General features: G+C 40.7%; 14 protein-coding genes and 1 pseudogene. 3 read left to right on the top strand and 12 right to left on the bottom strand.

The window, feature by feature from the left end:
- Positions 1–254: 254 nt before the first annotated feature.
- On the top strand, positions 255–854 hold the full coding sequence (locus BLT53_RS07115; RefSeq protein ID WP_090233760.1) for a CalY family protein: 600 nt from the start codon (positions 255–257) through the stop codon (positions 852–854).
- A 51-nt stretch (positions 855–905) separates the two neighbouring features.
- On the opposite strand, the gene BLT53_RS07110 is transcribed toward BLT53_RS07115, so the two are convergent.
- The 3 genes and pseudogenes from BLT53_RS07110 to BLT53_RS07100 form a co-directional block, all read right to left on the bottom strand.
- Positions 906–1,295, bottom strand: coding sequence for a DoxX family protein (locus tag BLT53_RS07110; protein ID WP_090233759.1), 390 nt, complete (start codon positions 1,293–1,295; stop codon positions 906–908).
- A 93-nt stretch (positions 1,296–1,388) separates the two neighbouring features.
- Positions 1,389–1,772: pseudogene (locus tag BLT53_RS07105) on the bottom strand (DUF2690 domain-containing protein); the annotation flags it as partial.
- Positions 1,773–1,879: 107 nt separating this feature from the next.
- Positions 1,880–2,353, bottom strand: coding sequence for a DUF2690 domain-containing protein (locus tag BLT53_RS07100; RefSeq protein WP_090233755.1), 474 nt, complete (start codon positions 2,351–2,353; stop codon positions 1,880–1,882).
- A 232-nt stretch (positions 2,354–2,585) separates the two neighbouring features.
- Here BLT53_RS07100 and BLT53_RS07095 point away from each other — a divergent pair, with 232 nt between their 5' ends.
- The gene (locus tag BLT53_RS07095) at positions 2,586–3,494 is read left to right on the top strand and encodes an ArsR/SmtB family transcription factor (protein ID WP_090233753.1); all 909 of its coding nucleotides are present in this window, start codon (positions 2,586–2,588) and stop codon (positions 3,492–3,494) included.
- 683 nt (positions 3,495–4,177) lie between these two features.
- Positions 4,178–4,609: a site-specific integrase gene (locus tag BLT53_RS07090; protein WP_170834262.1), complete on the top strand. Its 432-nt coding sequence runs from the start codon at positions 4,178–4,180 to the stop codon at positions 4,607–4,609.
- Here the strand turns inward: BLT53_RS07090 and BLT53_RS07085 are convergent.
- The 9 genes from BLT53_RS07085 to BLT53_RS07050 all read right to left on the bottom strand — a co-directional run bounded on the left by BLT53_RS07085 (position 4,590) and on the right by BLT53_RS07050 (position 14,159).
- Positions 4,590–5,495: an HNH endonuclease gene (locus BLT53_RS07085; RefSeq protein ID WP_090233750.1), complete on the bottom strand. Its 906-nt coding sequence runs from the start codon at positions 5,493–5,495 to the stop codon at positions 4,590–4,592. The two genes, BLT53_RS07090 and BLT53_RS07085, sit on opposite strands and share 20 nt — an antisense overlap.
- A 357-nt stretch (positions 5,496–5,852) precedes the next feature.
- Positions 5,853–6,350 carry a P-loop nucleotide/nucleoside kinase family protein gene (locus BLT53_RS07080; protein WP_090233749.1) on the bottom strand — a complete coding sequence of 166 codons (498 nt, stop codon included), beginning with the start codon at positions 6,348–6,350 and terminating at the stop codon, positions 5,853–5,855.
- A 466-nt stretch (positions 6,351–6,816) separates the two neighbouring features.
- On the bottom strand, positions 6,817–7,563 hold the full coding sequence (gene map / locus BLT53_RS07075) for a type I methionyl aminopeptidase (RefSeq protein ID WP_090233747.1): 747 nt from the start codon (positions 7,561–7,563) through the stop codon (positions 6,817–6,819).
- Between the two features lie 240 nt (positions 7,564–7,803).
- Positions 7,804–8,124, bottom strand: a complete 321-nt coding sequence (locus tag BLT53_RS24655; protein ID WP_139168378.1) for a hypothetical protein — start codon at positions 8,122–8,124, stop codon at positions 7,804–7,806.
- A 97-nt stretch (positions 8,125–8,221) separates the two neighbouring features.
- A complete protein-coding gene (locus BLT53_RS24650; protein WP_139168377.1) occupies positions 8,222–8,662 on the bottom strand; it encodes a hypothetical protein in 441 nt (146 codons plus the stop codon).
- A 760-nt stretch (positions 8,663–9,422) separates the two neighbouring features.
- A complete protein-coding gene (locus BLT53_RS07065; protein WP_090233745.1) occupies positions 9,423–10,916 on the bottom strand; it encodes a sodium:solute symporter family protein in 1,494 nt (497 codons plus the stop codon).
- A 51-nt stretch (positions 10,917–10,967) separates the two neighbouring features.
- Positions 10,968–11,429, bottom strand: a complete 462-nt coding sequence (locus tag BLT53_RS07060) for a RidA family protein (protein ID WP_090233743.1) — start codon at positions 11,427–11,429, stop codon at positions 10,968–10,970.
- On the bottom strand, positions 11,422–13,056 hold the full coding sequence (locus BLT53_RS07055; protein WP_090233742.1) for an N-acyl-D-amino-acid deacylase family protein: 1,635 nt from the start codon (positions 13,054–13,056) through the stop codon (positions 11,422–11,424). The genes BLT53_RS07060 and BLT53_RS07055 overlap by 8 nt, the downstream gene beginning before the upstream one ends.
- 14 nt (positions 13,057–13,070) lie before the next feature.
- Positions 13,071–14,159, bottom strand: coding sequence for an alanine racemase (locus BLT53_RS07050; RefSeq protein ID WP_090233740.1), 1,089 nt, complete (start codon positions 14,157–14,159; stop codon positions 13,071–13,073).
- Positions 14,160–14,262 lie beyond the last annotated feature (103 nt).

Below are 14,262 nucleotides of genomic sequence, written 5' to 3'. Positions count from 1 at the left end.
TTTTTCGTTCTTTATATAGAACTATGAAAATGTACGAAATAAGGTAATAAAGTAAGATATTGGTATTAATATTAAAGTATCAATCCGAATTCAGACAATTTTCGGAGTTTTTTTATCCGATCATACACACTATGATAAAGACATGTTGTTCTTAAAAAAGAACATTAAAGTGAGATGGTTGTTCTTTGCGTCAGGAAACGCTCCTGAGCAAGTTCAATATAAATTGTTAGCGGAGAAAAGGAGATGAGTGTTACATGAGTTTGAAAAAGAAATTGGGGTTAGGGGTTGCTTCTGCAGCTCTTGGATTATCATTAATCGGTGGAGGTACATACGCATACTTTAGTGATTCAGCGGAGGCGAGCAGCACATTTGCAGCCGGTACGCTTGATTTATCAGTTGATCCTTCAACGGTGGTTGACCTTAGCAACCTTAAACCCGGAGACAAGATGTTCCGCGGATTTGAGCTGAAAAATGATGGAACACTTCCAATTAAACGTGTTTTTCTTAACACCGACTATACGGTGATTGATGCAAAAGGTGACAACGGAAGTGCTGACTTCGGAGAGCATATCCGTGTGAATTTCCTATTAAACATCGATAAAATGGACGAAGTCGTTTGGACAACTACACTTAAAGATCTCAAAAACATGGATCCAAAAGCAGTGAGAAATAAATTCGAATCTATTTTTGGTGATGAATGGGGTACAAGAGGACTTGTTCCTGGCTCTAAAGACATGTTAGGTGTAGAATTCGAATTCGTCGATAATGGAAAGGATCAAAACGTGTTCCAGGGTGATTCTCTAAACCTGAAATGGACCTTTAATGCCGAACAGACAAGAGGACAAGAAAAGTAATGAAGAAATAGGAAAGGCAGGTTCACTTTATGTGAGCCTGCCTTTTTAGCATCAGGAACCCGTACTTCCCGCTGTTTTTGCTTGCAGTCTTTTGTGGTGGTACACATAGGACCCGGCAGCAAGAATCAGACCAACAATCATTACCCACCAGGAGCTGAAGGGATCGCCAACTGCGATCGTGGAATAGGTGGCTCCTGCCAGATCATATACAAATCCTGCGTATACCCATTCTTTTAAACGTGTGAAGCCAGGCAATAGAAGAACGATCACTCCGAGCAATTTGGCCACACCAAGGAATGGAAGCAAGTATTCCGGGTATCCAAGATGATTAAACAAGTCAACCGCTGATTCGACTTTGGCGATATCCGGAATAGAGCCGACGAGCATTAGCACCGCCAATAATCCTGTGAAAATCCAATAGATACTTTGAAACTTTTTCATTTCCTCATCTCCTTACGCATTTTCATGATGTGAATGGTTATCCACATTGAAATATACTCAGGTGAGGAGAAAAATATCATTATTTTATTATACTTAATACCAAATGGTTTCTTCTTGATTATACGCATCACTGTTGGCAATGGCATGTTTCCCTTGACCTTGTGCTTTTCTGGGATTGTAATCATAAACCATCGCTGTGTAACAGGAAGTCTGGCCTTTATTAACAGCTCCGTTTCCGCCTGCACTGTCACACGTATAAGCTTTTCCATCCGTACTGCGGACAATTCTGGCATCTGCTTCATAGTTGGAGGTAGCACTTCTAGTGAGCGATACTTTGGCCCAAGCCGTTTTACACGAGGTACTGTATTTTAATTCAACGTAAGAAACAGAATCAATCCACACCTTGTCTTTGGTTACTGCGCTGTCCGCGCAATTATTGTAATAGGGGCTTTTACCGTCGTACGTATGGGTTTCAGCTAGTGTTGAATTCGCAGGATGAAGGGATACCAGAATGGCAGTTAAAACAACCGAAAGAACCATAAGTAGTCTCTTGACCTTTTTCATTCATCAGCGCCTCCTTAAGGTTAGTACCAGTCCGTTTCACCACGGGTGTATGGCCAAAAGCCAACAGCCTTTGCTTTTCTGGGATCAAGGTCATATACCATTGGCGTATAGCAGGAAGTTTGTCCCTTGTTGACCTCCCCGTTACCACCGGTATTATGGCATCCGTATTGTTTATTGTCGGTGCTGCGGACAACTAAAGCTGTTGCCTCACCATCCGACTTCGCAGGCCGGCTCAGGGTGATTTTGGCCCAAGCTGTTTTGCATGTAGTACTGAATCTGAGTTCAAGATTAGCGTAGGATCCATCATCATTTGTGATTTTTAACTTTTTCTTTGTAACGGCACTTTCATCGCAGTTGTTGTAGCTTGGCGCTTTTCCGTCATACGCATGGGTTTCCGCAAGAACTTTGCTGCTAAAGCCTCCAGGTAAGATCAGCAAGGAAAACGTCAAAAGGGTAATGAACAATCCAGTGATTCCTTTTTTGAACATCTTCATTCTTTCCATTCCTCCTTTAACTTTATCGAACAAAGCGTAACGCGGTTGGAATAATATGTTAAGTGTATTTTTTCCTAACTTTTCCAGTGAAATCAAGCTTTAGTCGAATACAAATGGCCTAGTTAAAAAGGAGGGACTGTCAGTATCCATGGGGATCAACCCTTGACAAATAAGTACCCGATGCATTATATCTTTTTATAACATCATTTTTTGTAATAAAACGGAGGTCTATGTGAGAGTATTGCATTTAACACTAGAAGAAGCATTAGCGGTAAGCAAAGCGCTTGGTAATCAGCAGCGGATGGAAATGCTGAGTGTACTGACCGAAGGGCCAAAAAATGTGAATGACATAGCCGAACGGCTGGAAATTCCCTTTTCTACCGCTGCGGTGAACATTAAAAAGCTGGAAGAAGCGGGTTTAATTGCAACCGAAATCGTGCCTGGACGCGGCAGCCAGAAGATGAGTTCCAAACGATTTGACCGCATCGTAATTGATTTGGCCAGTAAAAAAGAAGCGCCTGAGAAGTTTATTACACTCGAAATGCCGATAGGTAATTATGTTCAATGCGAAGTAGAGCCTACCTGTGGTCTTGCAAGCGAGAATGGGATTATCAGCATTATCGATGATCAGCGCTCCTTTTTTGAACCGGATCGCAAGGATGCGCAAATCATCTGGTTCAGGGCAGGATTTTTGGAATATCACTTTCCAAATCGTGTACCCTATGGTTCAAAAGTGGAAGAAATCAGCCTGAGTGTGGAAATGTGTTCAGAAGCTCCTTATCACAAGCTGGATTGGCCTTCTGATATCACATGCTGGATCAATGGAATTGAAATCGGTACATGGACAAGCCCATCAGATTTTGGCGGGGAACGGGGATTTCTAACACCTTCCTGGTGGGAAGACTATAATACACAATATGGAATGCTAAAACAATGGAAGGTGAATGAGAGCGGCAGTTTCGTAGATAGTTTGTACATTTCAGATCATACCGTTCAAACCCTTCAACTTGAAGAAAGACCCTATGTTTCAGTAACCTTTGGTGTCAAGCGGGATGCCGAGAAAGTAGGGGGTCTCAACATTTTCGGCTCCAAATTCGGCAATTATGAACAGGATTTACTCATGAAAATCAAATACTCATAAATGAAAAACCGGATTCTGTTAAACAGAATCCGGTTTTTATTTATAAAAAATTTGAAATGAAACCTTTTTACGTATAATAATAAACCCTAAGAAGAGCAAATGGATCAAATTTGTAGCAGGGGAAACGGCAGCATGACGCATGAATCTTTCTGAGAGTGATACAAAATTCACGTAATCGGTGATCCTGGCTTGCTGTTAAATCTTACAACAGCCGAGGATGAAAAAACATTGCTGATCAGACAGAATATTGATAGTCTCATCAGGCAGTATAAAAAACGCAAGCCAATTTCTCATTGAACCATTTAAGTTAAGATTGAAAAACTCAGCTTAAAAAAGATAGGAAGAAATCTTTTTTGGTTGTGTGTAAACTTCGAATTCGATTTCAATGCCATGTGCAATGTGCAAAAAGTTATAAAGAATGGTTGCTGTTTCATTTTTTTATATTTCATCTCAATATCCTTAGAAAACTTATCAATTGATACAAAAAATAACTTCCGCTACATAGCTTCCTAGAATATATATTATGTTAACTAACATAAAACACAAACGTACCATAAGTTCCTTCCCTCACGTTCCTATAACATCTCATATCCGGTACTTACGCCGCCAAAGTTTACGATAATATTGTGTGTCGACCTGATAACTCTCATGGACGTCCGATAACTCACGCGGTGTATTTGCACGTGGAGAAAAATTACTCACCGCAATACGTTAAAAAGCTACCATTTGATCTCAAGCTCTATGCGGAGTTTTTGATCAAACATGCCCGTTCCGTTGAGCTTTGTGACTTAACACCCGCCACGACGCGGCGTTTTATCCAGGAACAAGTCATTCAGTATCACATTAAGCCCAGAACGCTGCAGCGACGCATTTCCGCTTTAAAATCATTCTGTGATTACTGCATCAAGGAAAAATACATGGAACATAACTTCATGATTGGTGTACAAGCACCCAAATCCGATAAAAAACTGCCGGTTTATATGACACTTCAAGAACTTAGGCAACTGTTTACGTATTTAGAGAACGATACCAGTAAATTTGCGATAAGCAGTCCATCAAGAGTTGTAAATAATACAAATAAAAAAACAACCCATTTTATAGGTTGTTTTCTGTAATAAAAATTGGATTTGCAAAGCAATCATCCACATACTCTTTGTATTCATCTGGTGTCATATCATTAATTTCAGCCAAATACTCAACAACTTCCTGAAATTTCTCAAGAGAAACGACCTCCTGAATGTCTTTCCGTTTTATCCATTCGAAAGGATTTCTATCCTGTTTAGATGAATTAAGACTGGGGGAAAGTGGGATCATGTTTCCAAGTGTGGTTCCTCCCCAACCAGTTGCTAGTGGAATAAAGTGATCCAGGTCAAGGACTTCTAACTTTTGTCCTGATAAAGCACACTTATAATCAAATCTTTCTAAAATGAACTTGTACTGTTGTGCTGTAAGATCATCCGGAAGACTTTTCTTTCTGGCTCTCCTTCGTAGTGTACGAGCCCTTACAACTTCCCTATTTACCTTCATGTATTTTTTATTAGATTCAAGAAAAATTTCTTTATTTCCTTTATAATATGCTCTTTGATAGGTTAAATGTTTTTCTTTGTGCCGCTCCCTATATGTATATTGGTATTGTTTGTGTGCCTCGGGGTCTCTTTGATATTTAATCTGTCTTCTTTCCTTAAATAAATCTGGATTTTCCTTGTACCTGTTACGCTCACGTTCATTAATTCTTTCTCTATTTGCTTTTGTCCATTCACGGTTATATTCTTTAACTTTTTCTTTATTTTTTTGCTGCCATTCTCTCGACCTCTGATTAAGTTTTTCTTTATGCCTGGAATACCAGCAGACTTTGCAACGAGCACGTACCCCACCTAATCCGCCTTTTTGTTTAAAGAAATCTGTTAATGGTTTTATTTCCTCGCATTCCTTACATGATTTTGCCTCTACCTGTTCGCCATTAAAATCAATAATCTCTATTTCAATCTTACTCTTATACAAATTAATCACCCCTAAATCATAAAACTATTATACTAGAATAAATGTAAAATACCGTAAAATCTTTTACAGGGAAAAACAGGAGGGGCTTGTATGTACCTCACTTAAAATTCTTTTTCTCCATTTTGACTCCTTCCAATACACCTTATGAAACATTAATTCAATTAAGGATAAATCTTATGGGTTACTTAAATCTGTTTGTTAATCTGATAAGGATCGATACGACAAATGCCATCACTAAAGCTGAAATTAAAACGATAGTTATAGGACCATATTGAGTCATAAAATCAGATGGTCCAACAGTTGTACCTCCTTACAAGAAAACCTCTCCTCAGATTATCTTCTTCGTTGAACTCCTTGTTATTCTTTTCCACTAAACTCTAAAATATTTAAACCCTCAGATGCGTCTGGTGCTTCAAAAAAACTAGTTACATGAATAAACACCGCTTCCGTATCAAAAGCTGCTCGTTCGGGTTGTTCGTTACGTCTTTGTGCAATTTGGCGTAAGCATTGCTCGTTATTTAGATTAAGGAAAATTAGTTGATGGCTTGCATTGACCTCTGCCGTCATATCCAAAAACCACTTTCGCAGTTTTAGAGTGTTAGCTGGAAAATCCATCACTACATCTGTACCGACACTTAATATGTTTTGGACAAGCTTTTTCACCAACGGCTTGAGCTGCGGTGAAAATTTTAGATAGTCCTCAAATGATGTGATCTGATTGGGATAAAGAGATGAAAGCCATTCATCCTCAGACAACAATACCGCATGTTTATCTATCGCCAATTGTTTTGATCTTGTTGATTTTCCTGCGCCCATTTTTCCACAAAAAAAGTATAGCGTCCCCAATTGTTTCATCTTTTTTCAACCCCAATGTTTATTTTAGTAGATGTTGCACTTGTGACTATTTTATCATCGAATTCCAGAAAATGGACTTTTTTAGGGTACTTTTGTTAACTGGTGTTTTTGAATGTATTACACTTTGTCCATTTTTCAAAACAATTTATATTACTCCTATCCCGTTCTAGTATGTGATCCAAACTGGTTCCAACTTCCTTACGAAGTTGCTCCTTATTTATACGAATCTTCGTCGCTTATAACTTGCAAAAAATTTGGTTTTACCAATTATTATATATAGTTTATTCTTACAAACCATATAAAAAAGTAATCTTACTGGAGAGTAAGATTACTTCTTTATATATCTGCAGTCAGAACCACATTATTTGTTCATGATTAATCATGATTAATCATGGTCAATTACTCACTGTTATCACCAAATGGAAGTTGCTGCAAACAGCGGTGTTTTGGATAATAGTCTGGGTGGTTATGCAACAGTAACTATGACAGGCTGATTCTTTGTAATTATTATGGTATGCTCGTGTTGTGCCGCATAGCTGTTGTCAGGCACAGATAAAGTCCACCCATCAGTTTGCTCAACGACATGCTCTGCACCGGTAGTTAAAAATGGCTCAATTGTAATTACCAAACCCTCTGTTAATACACGTTTATCATGTTTGTTATAAATAGGGAGAATTTCTGTAGGTGTTTCGTGCAGAGATTTCCCAATACCGTGACTACACAAATTCCTAATAACATTATAGCCGCCTTTTGTAGCTTCGATTTCAATAATCCTTCCAATTTCGTTCAATTTAACTCCATGTTTAAGTGAAGAGATGACTTTCATCATCGTATTGTGTGTGTATTCGCATAGACGTAATAAAAATGGATTGTATGGAGGTATCGGAAAAGAATGTCCCGAATCCGCATAATAGCCTCCTAGTTCAGCCGAAACATCGATGTTTATTAAATCGCCAGGTTGGATAATTCGATTTCCCGGTATTCCGTGGGCAACATCATGGTTAATGCTAATACATGTGTTCCCGGGGAAATTGTAAGTTGCTTTTGGAGCAGGTACAGCACCATGCCTTTCCAAAAACCTACCTCCAATATCATCAAGTTCCTTTGTTGTAATTCCGACACGTGTGTGACGTTTCATTTCCCTAATCGTCATAGCAACAATTTTGCCAATATGCTTCAGACCCTCAATATCGTTTTGGGATCCTATGGTCATAAAAGCCCCTCCATTTCCCACATACCAATATTTTATCCGTATTTAGAAGAATACCCCTTACATTAAAATAAAATTCCGGCTCTTTAATCAATTAAATAAACCGCTTATGCAAATTCAATTTTGAAGTTATTCCTATTAAAGACTTTGAATATTTTTTAGCAACGCTCGGCGCTAATTGTAACTAAAAAATGGGTTAACGTATCATATTTCCGATAAAGAAACAAACACCTATTTTGGAAACTATTGCTTCCACAATTCTTCTGTCTTAATCACTTTATAGTCTGAATTTCGAACCGTATATCTCATGCTAGGATGACCGGGATATTGTGCATTTCCATCGAAGAACGTGACCTCTGTGATTCCATCCTTTTTAACAAATTGATCATAGCTTCCCCCAGCCCCGCCGATATTCGTCCAGTGTAACGTTATCGTGTTGCCTGAAGTTCCTACCTTAACCAAATTCCACAAATCCCTTCGGTAATTATCCCAGATTATTTCTTTAGAGATCTCATTATTCGTATTCTTATACGTGTTTTCATAAAAATCAATAGCTTCTTTCATACTTCCCCAGGCATTTTTTGGGATGTAAAATCGATAATTTGTCCTTTGGGAACTGTACCATCAGCTAAATATTTGTTGTAAGCCGCTCCTTCAACAGTCAAACCTTCAAGATGACTGCCATTCTTTTCAATAACAAAGCATGCTGGTTCTTGCCTTTACTATTTCTTATCGTTACAACAATATATCCACCTTTATTTTTCGCGATTACATAAGAAAAATGGTACACGTAATTGACGGTTAATTGCCCATTATTGAAGGACCAAGAGCTAGTTACACCATCCTGTTTTCCTTTTGCCATCCAAACACCAGTAATATTCTCACTTGCTTGTGTTACTTTTGAAGATGATGAGCTTTTAGACAGTGGTGTCTTTTCTGTAGGTTTTGTTTTTTGTTCGGAACTTGGTAATTCCGTTTCTGTTGTTTTTTTGTTTTGCTCCGAATTTTGTGGGGAATTTTCGGTAGATTTACTAGTCACCTTACTACATCCAGAAAGAACTAATCCAAGAATAACTACCCAAACAACTAAAAGCTTTTTCATTTATTAGCCTCCTTTTTTATATAGAAGCTTTATTTAACTTACTTAGCCGCTTTATTCAGAGGCAGCCTGGCTGTACTGTTACATATGTAATTCAATTTGATTTTAATTGCTTCAATAATTTGCGCTTAAAACCATTAATTATATGTAGAAAGATGTTGTGATATGTGCCAAAGGCTTATACACCTAAGCCCTTTCTGTTAACTTCACTTGCTTTTATAAAGAAACTTATTAACAACCCATAAAATAAAACCTATTGTGCTGCCTGAAATAATTGAGAAGACCAATCACAGCTATAACTTGTCCTATGTCGAATGGAGCCATCAACTGGATGCCAGTTAACATCATAATGACAATAATCGGAATTAAAACCAAAGGTAGTTTTTTCTCATGTTGCTCCTCTTTACTTTTTAATCATTCCGATTATATCAATAAATGTAATTTATTAGAAATTATAGTGTAGGGAAAGTCTTAATATTATATAAAAAATCAAAACGGAACAAACGTTCGTCACCCCGTATTTTTATCACTTTTACCTCCGTATATCCTCTTTTACGAGATGATTTCTAAATTATCCCATGTTTTCTATGCTAAATGCTGTATAATCATTAAAAGAGAAGATTCTTTGAATCTCGTTTTGTCTATTATTGAACTTAAATTCTTATATGATATTAGTCAATCATTAAATGAAAATGCTAGAAAAATGTTAGAATAACCAAAAAAGCAGTGTTTCCCCGCTTTACTGGGAACACTGCTTTTTATCTTATGGCGTTACCTGCTTATTGCTGAGAACTTCTTTTGCCGAGGAAGAATTGATCATCTCCCGGTCCTTTGCCAGTTTCTTTAGAATGTCTTCTTTGGACATGGTATTTTGTGGGGTTAACAGACTGATCACTACTCCCCCAATAAAGGCTACGGCCAGTGATGGAAGGATAGGATTGCCCCAATAAGCCAGTAATTTCGGGCTTTGTAATAGAATAAAAGAAGTAATCGAACCGCAAAGCAGACTTGCCAGTCCTCCCTGCCAAGTCACTCGCGGCCAAAACTTCCCAAGTATGGATGCGACGAGAAGCCCTGACATAACAGTTGAAACAAAGTTGGATATGTATCCGATGATACTGTTTGATCCAAGGGTGAAGATGAAAGCAAGAACAAGAGTTGCCACAAGGGCCATTCTTGAATACATAATCATCTTTCCCTTTTCTGGATTTGTTCCTGTGAAAACCTGGTAGACATCCCCTAGGAGGATAGTCACTGCGGCAATGAAATCCGAACTTCCTGATGACATGGTCGCACTTAAACCGGCAGTCAGAACAATAGCGCCGATCCAGACGGGAAATACCTCTGTTGCGAGATATGGAAAGGCATATCCCGCTTCGATATCTGGATTCATAATATGCGCGGCCATTCCAATGATAGAAGGGAAAAGCGAGAATAGAACAAAAAGGATACCTGAAACGAAAAAACCCCTTTTTACGGTTGCTGTACTATCACTCGAATAAATCCTATGTCTGTAAGACGGTGTGGCCAGTACACCGACTGCGATTACAACGGCCAGGGATATAGCCGGGATTATTCCCATTTGATCCACGCCGAGGAACGATACCATTTCAGCGGGAGCTTCACTTGATATATGGCTGTATCCGCCAATTTTCATAAGCGTAAGTACGGTGAGAAGAATAAATCCTAGGAAGAGAATGACGCCCTGGATGGTGTCTGTATAAACGACGGCGAGATATCCGCCAATAAAGGTATAAACAGCAAAACCAAGAGCGGTAATAATTTTGGCCAGTAAGGGATCCATGCCTGTAATCCAAGACAGATATAAGCTTCCTCCCATGATGTGGGCGCCAAGCCAGCCGATAGAGGCGATATAGAGAATAATTGAGGTCAACCCTTTAATCAATTTGTTTCCGCCGAAATAAAAGCTTAATTCCTCGGAATACGTCATAAAGTTATACTTTCGAACATCAGCAAACAGGAGCAAAAGAACAAACATCCCAATAGAGCCCCCGATGCCGTAGAGCGCTCCCGCCCATCCGTTTGTATAAGCAAAACCGACCGCACCCATACTGGAACCGGTTCCGACAAGTGTAGCAATGGTCGTTCCGATGAGCAGCGGCAGGCTTAAACTCCTGCCCCCCATCAGAAAGTCTTCCCCGCTTTTGACCTTTTTTGATACCCATAAGCCAACCATTATCATAAGGATTGTAAACGCTATAAAAACACCTAAATAAATCCCCTGGTTATTTTCCATCGTACTACTCCCCTTTGCTTGAATTATGCCTTTCTTAAACCTTTTTCGGTTCTACTCAATCTCGACGATCATCTCGATTTCTACTGGGGTATTAAACGGCAGTTCATTGGAGGAAATAGCCGATCTGGCATGCTTTCCTTCTTCTCCAAATACTTCTTCAAGCAGTTCTGACGCCCCATTGATGACATAGGGCTGCTCCACGAAACCGTCGGCCGAATTTACAAATGCGAGCAATTTCACGACTTGTTTGATCCGATCAAGGTCTCCGATATGCTCCTTTAATACAGCCAGGAGGTTAATCATGGTTTGCCTTGCTGCCTGATATCCTTGCTCCACGGTCAAATCGCTTCCCACTTTGCCTTTGTACATTAATTCTCCATTGATCCTGCAATCAGCACCAGATGTATAGACCAGGTTTCCTACGGTTTTTGCCGGTACATACACTGCCCCTGGGGGTGGAGCTTTTTGTAATTCAATTCCAAGTTCTTTAAGCCTTAGTTCAATGTCAGCCATGAGCTGCCTCCTGTTTTGTGTGGTGTTGGCACAGACACTTTACCGCAGCGGCTTTAATTGCCATTCCGCCGCTCTGTCTGAGGTTTTCTTTGTTTTTGATGGTAATTGTCCCGTTGACAATCACATGTGATATTCCTTCGGGATGCTGGATCGGATCCTGATAGGTCGCTGTGTCACTGATCTTTTTCTCATCAAATATCGTTACATCCGCATGGTAGCCAGGAACAATCAATCCCCGTTTACCCAGGGAAAACCGCTGTGCCGGAAATGATGTCACTTTACGGATCGCTTGTTCTAGTGAAAGCGACTTGTCTTCACGTACATATTTAGAAAAAAGGCGGGGAAAGGTTCCGAATGACCGAGGGTGCGGTTTACCTGTCTCGCATCCCAGGCTGTCAGAAATAACGAGCGAACGATCCCATTTCACCACCTGTTCGACTTCCTTATTGGACATGTGATAGTAAATAATAGAAACCATTCCTTCCTCTTCTAGCAGCAGATCCAATGCCGCTTCCACAGGACTCTTTCCGGTTTCATTGCTGATGGCTTCAATGCTCTTTCCTTCCCATTCCATGTGGCAGGAAAGAGAAGAAACGACAACACTATCCCAACCGGTTGAAACAACCAGGTTGTCCCACTCCTCCTGCTCTTCTCCAAGTTCCCCCATTATCCTTTGGCGGGCAGCTGGTTCTCTGAGCCGATCCAGACAAGCGGGAATTCCGCCTTCCAGGCTCCATGGAGGGAGAAGCGTGGTAAGTGATGTAGATCCCGCATCATACGGATAAACATCACAAGTCACATCCAGCCCTCTGGCACTTGCTTCCTCAAGCAGCTCCATTGCTTCAAGCACCTTGCCCCAGTTCCGCCTGCCGGCCGCTTTCAAGTGGCTTACCTGTAGAGGAACACCTGCTTTTTCTGCAATCCAGATGACTTCTTTTATGGAAGGTATAAGATTGTTACCTTCTCCGCGAATATGGGTCGATAAAATTCCGTTGAATTTGGGAAGGACCTGGCATAGTTCCGCCAGTTCTTCCTTGGAGGCATACCTTCCTGGAGAATATAAAAGGCCGATCGACAAGCCAATCGCACCTGCTTTCATCCCTTCTTCAAGCATTTCCTTCATCATGTTCAATTCTTGCTTTTCAGCGGGACGACCTGCAAACCCCATGACAGCAATCCGGAGGGCGCCATGAGCCACATAGGTTGATACGTTTTCAGAGATTCCTTTTCCATCCAATTCTCTAATATAGTCCGATACAGTATGCCATGGCCATTCCCACTGCGTCTCACCGATGACAGGCTGTATGTATTCTTTCAATAACGATCCATACTTGGGGACAAAAGGAGCGGGAGCAAGACCGCAGTTTCCGACGACTTCTGTTGTCACCCCCTGCTGCAGCTTCATATCCATCATCGGACGGTTAAGAACAAGCAGGTCCGAATGAGAGTGGCCATCAATAAATCCTGGCGATATGATATTCCGCTTTGCATCAATTGTTTCCTTGCTCTCACTATTCACGGCACCGACCTCAACAATGATCCCATCCTTAATGCCAACGCTTCCAAAAAACCAGGGATTTCCCGATCCATCCGCAATTCTGCCGTTTTGAATGACTAAATCCAGCATTGCCTACATCTCCTTTACTGAAGTTTTCCTCTCCCAAGAACTGCCTGCTTCTCCAGAGTCCCATCCTCATTTTTCAAAAAGACGTCATTATGAAGATTCACTGTGCTGCATATGTGATTAGGTATGATCTGGAGTACATCCCCGATTTGAACATCCGTTTCTCCATGAACCTCAACCATTCCGTGTTCTTCAGTCAGCCGTTCAAGCAGCATTTCCGGGTGTCCTTTGATCTCCCCAAATCCATTCAGAAATATAGGGGGCTGAACTGGCTGCACATCGGTAGCGAACGTTTTGCTTCCGCCGTCCACAATCAAAAGAGAATCGGACGGTTTGCTGACAACGGTGACATGAATGGCAGCCGCGCATTCCTCCTGCGAACAGCAATGATACTTTTCCTGCATCCTGTCATAAAAAACATAAGTACCGGGACGGATTTCTGTTATCCCTTCTACTGCTGCAGCGGATGCAGAGGTGGAAGTGGATCCTACGCTGACATCGATGATTGGTACGCCTTTTGCTCTAAGCCTTTCTGCCAAATCCGCCATCAGCTGTCCTTCCTGTCTTCCTGCTTCCTCAATATCCAAAGTTGGCTTTCCATCCACAATGGGTCCCCGGAAGGTGTAGATCCCGGTTAACTTTATTCCGGGCAGCTCCTTTGCCTTCCTGGCGAGTTCAACCGCCTCATCATAAAGGACTCCTGTTCTGCGAAGACCGGAATCAATCTCCATCCGCACTTCGAGCACAACGCCAGCTGTCTCTGCTGACTGGGACAGTCTTTGTACCCCTTCGAGACTGTCAAACGCAGTAATCAACCTTATTTTTCTACTTAAATCAATGGCTTTTTGAATCTTTGTTTTTGAGACCAGGGGATAAGCGATGAAAATATCATTAATACCATGCTCCGCCATTACCTCAGCTTCTGACACTTTTGCCACTGTAATGCCAGCGGCGCCAGCTTTCAGCTGAAGCTTCGCAATCTGGGGATTCTTATGAGTTTTCGTATGGGGTCTTAAATGAACCTTTTGTGTTCGGGCTATGTCTGCCATCTTTTGAATATTTGCTTCCAATTTTTTTCTTTCGATCACGAGTACCGGTGTATCCATAATTTCCTCCTATATTTGTTGTAGTTGAATAGACCCAAACGTTTATCTTTCATTTTCGACAAAGCTTATCCTACCTCTAAGTGCTTGTCAATGAATTCACAGT

This window comes from Fictibacillus solisalsi (assembly GCF_900103485.1).
In the GTDB taxonomy this organism is placed as follows: Bacteria; Bacillota; Bacilli; order Bacillales; family Fictibacillaceae; genus Fictibacillus_C; species Fictibacillus_C solisalsi.
The sequence above is the reverse complement of the archived record's forward strand: the minus strand, read 5'-3'. Positions and strand labels throughout refer to the sequence as shown.

Coding starts and splice junctions, on each gene's coding strand:
- map (WP_090233747.1), bottom strand. CDS start 7,563: ATGACCATAGGATCCCAAAACGATATTGAGGGTCTGAAGCATATTGGC.
- BLT53_RS07065 (WP_090233745.1), bottom strand. CDS start 10,916: ATGGAAAATAACCAGGGGATTTATTTAGGTGTTTTTATAGCGTTTACA.
- BLT53_RS07115 (WP_090233760.1), top strand. CDS start 255: ATGAGTTTGAAAAAGAAATTGGGGTTAGGGGTTGCTTCTGCAGCTCTT.
- BLT53_RS24650 (WP_139168377.1), bottom strand. CDS start 8,662: ATGAAAAAGCTTTTAGTTGTTTGGGTAGTTATTCTTGGATTAGTTCTT.
- BLT53_RS07080 (WP_090233749.1), bottom strand. CDS start 6,350: ATGAAACAATTGGGGACGCTATACTTTTTTTGTGGAAAAATGGGCGCA.
- BLT53_RS07055 (WP_090233742.1), bottom strand. CDS start 13,056: ATGCTGGATTTAGTCATTCAAAACGGCAGAATTGCGGATGGATCGGGA.
- BLT53_RS24655 (WP_139168378.1), bottom strand. CDS start 8,124: ATGAAAGAAGCTATTGATTTTTATGAAAACACGTATAAGAATACGAAT.
- BLT53_RS07100 (WP_090233755.1), bottom strand. CDS start 2,353: ATGAAGATGTTCAAAAAAGGAATCACTGGATTGTTCATTACCCTTTTG.
- BLT53_RS07050 (WP_090233740.1), bottom strand. CDS start 14,159: ATGGATACACCGGTACTCGTGATCGAAAGAAAAAAATTGGAAGCAAAT.
- BLT53_RS07060 (WP_090233743.1), bottom strand. CDS start 11,429: ATGGCTGACATTGAACTAAGGCTTAAAGAACTTGGAATTGAATTACAA.
- BLT53_RS07110 (WP_090233759.1), bottom strand. CDS start 1,295: ATGAAAAAGTTTCAAAGTATCTATTGGATTTTCACAGGATTATTGGCG.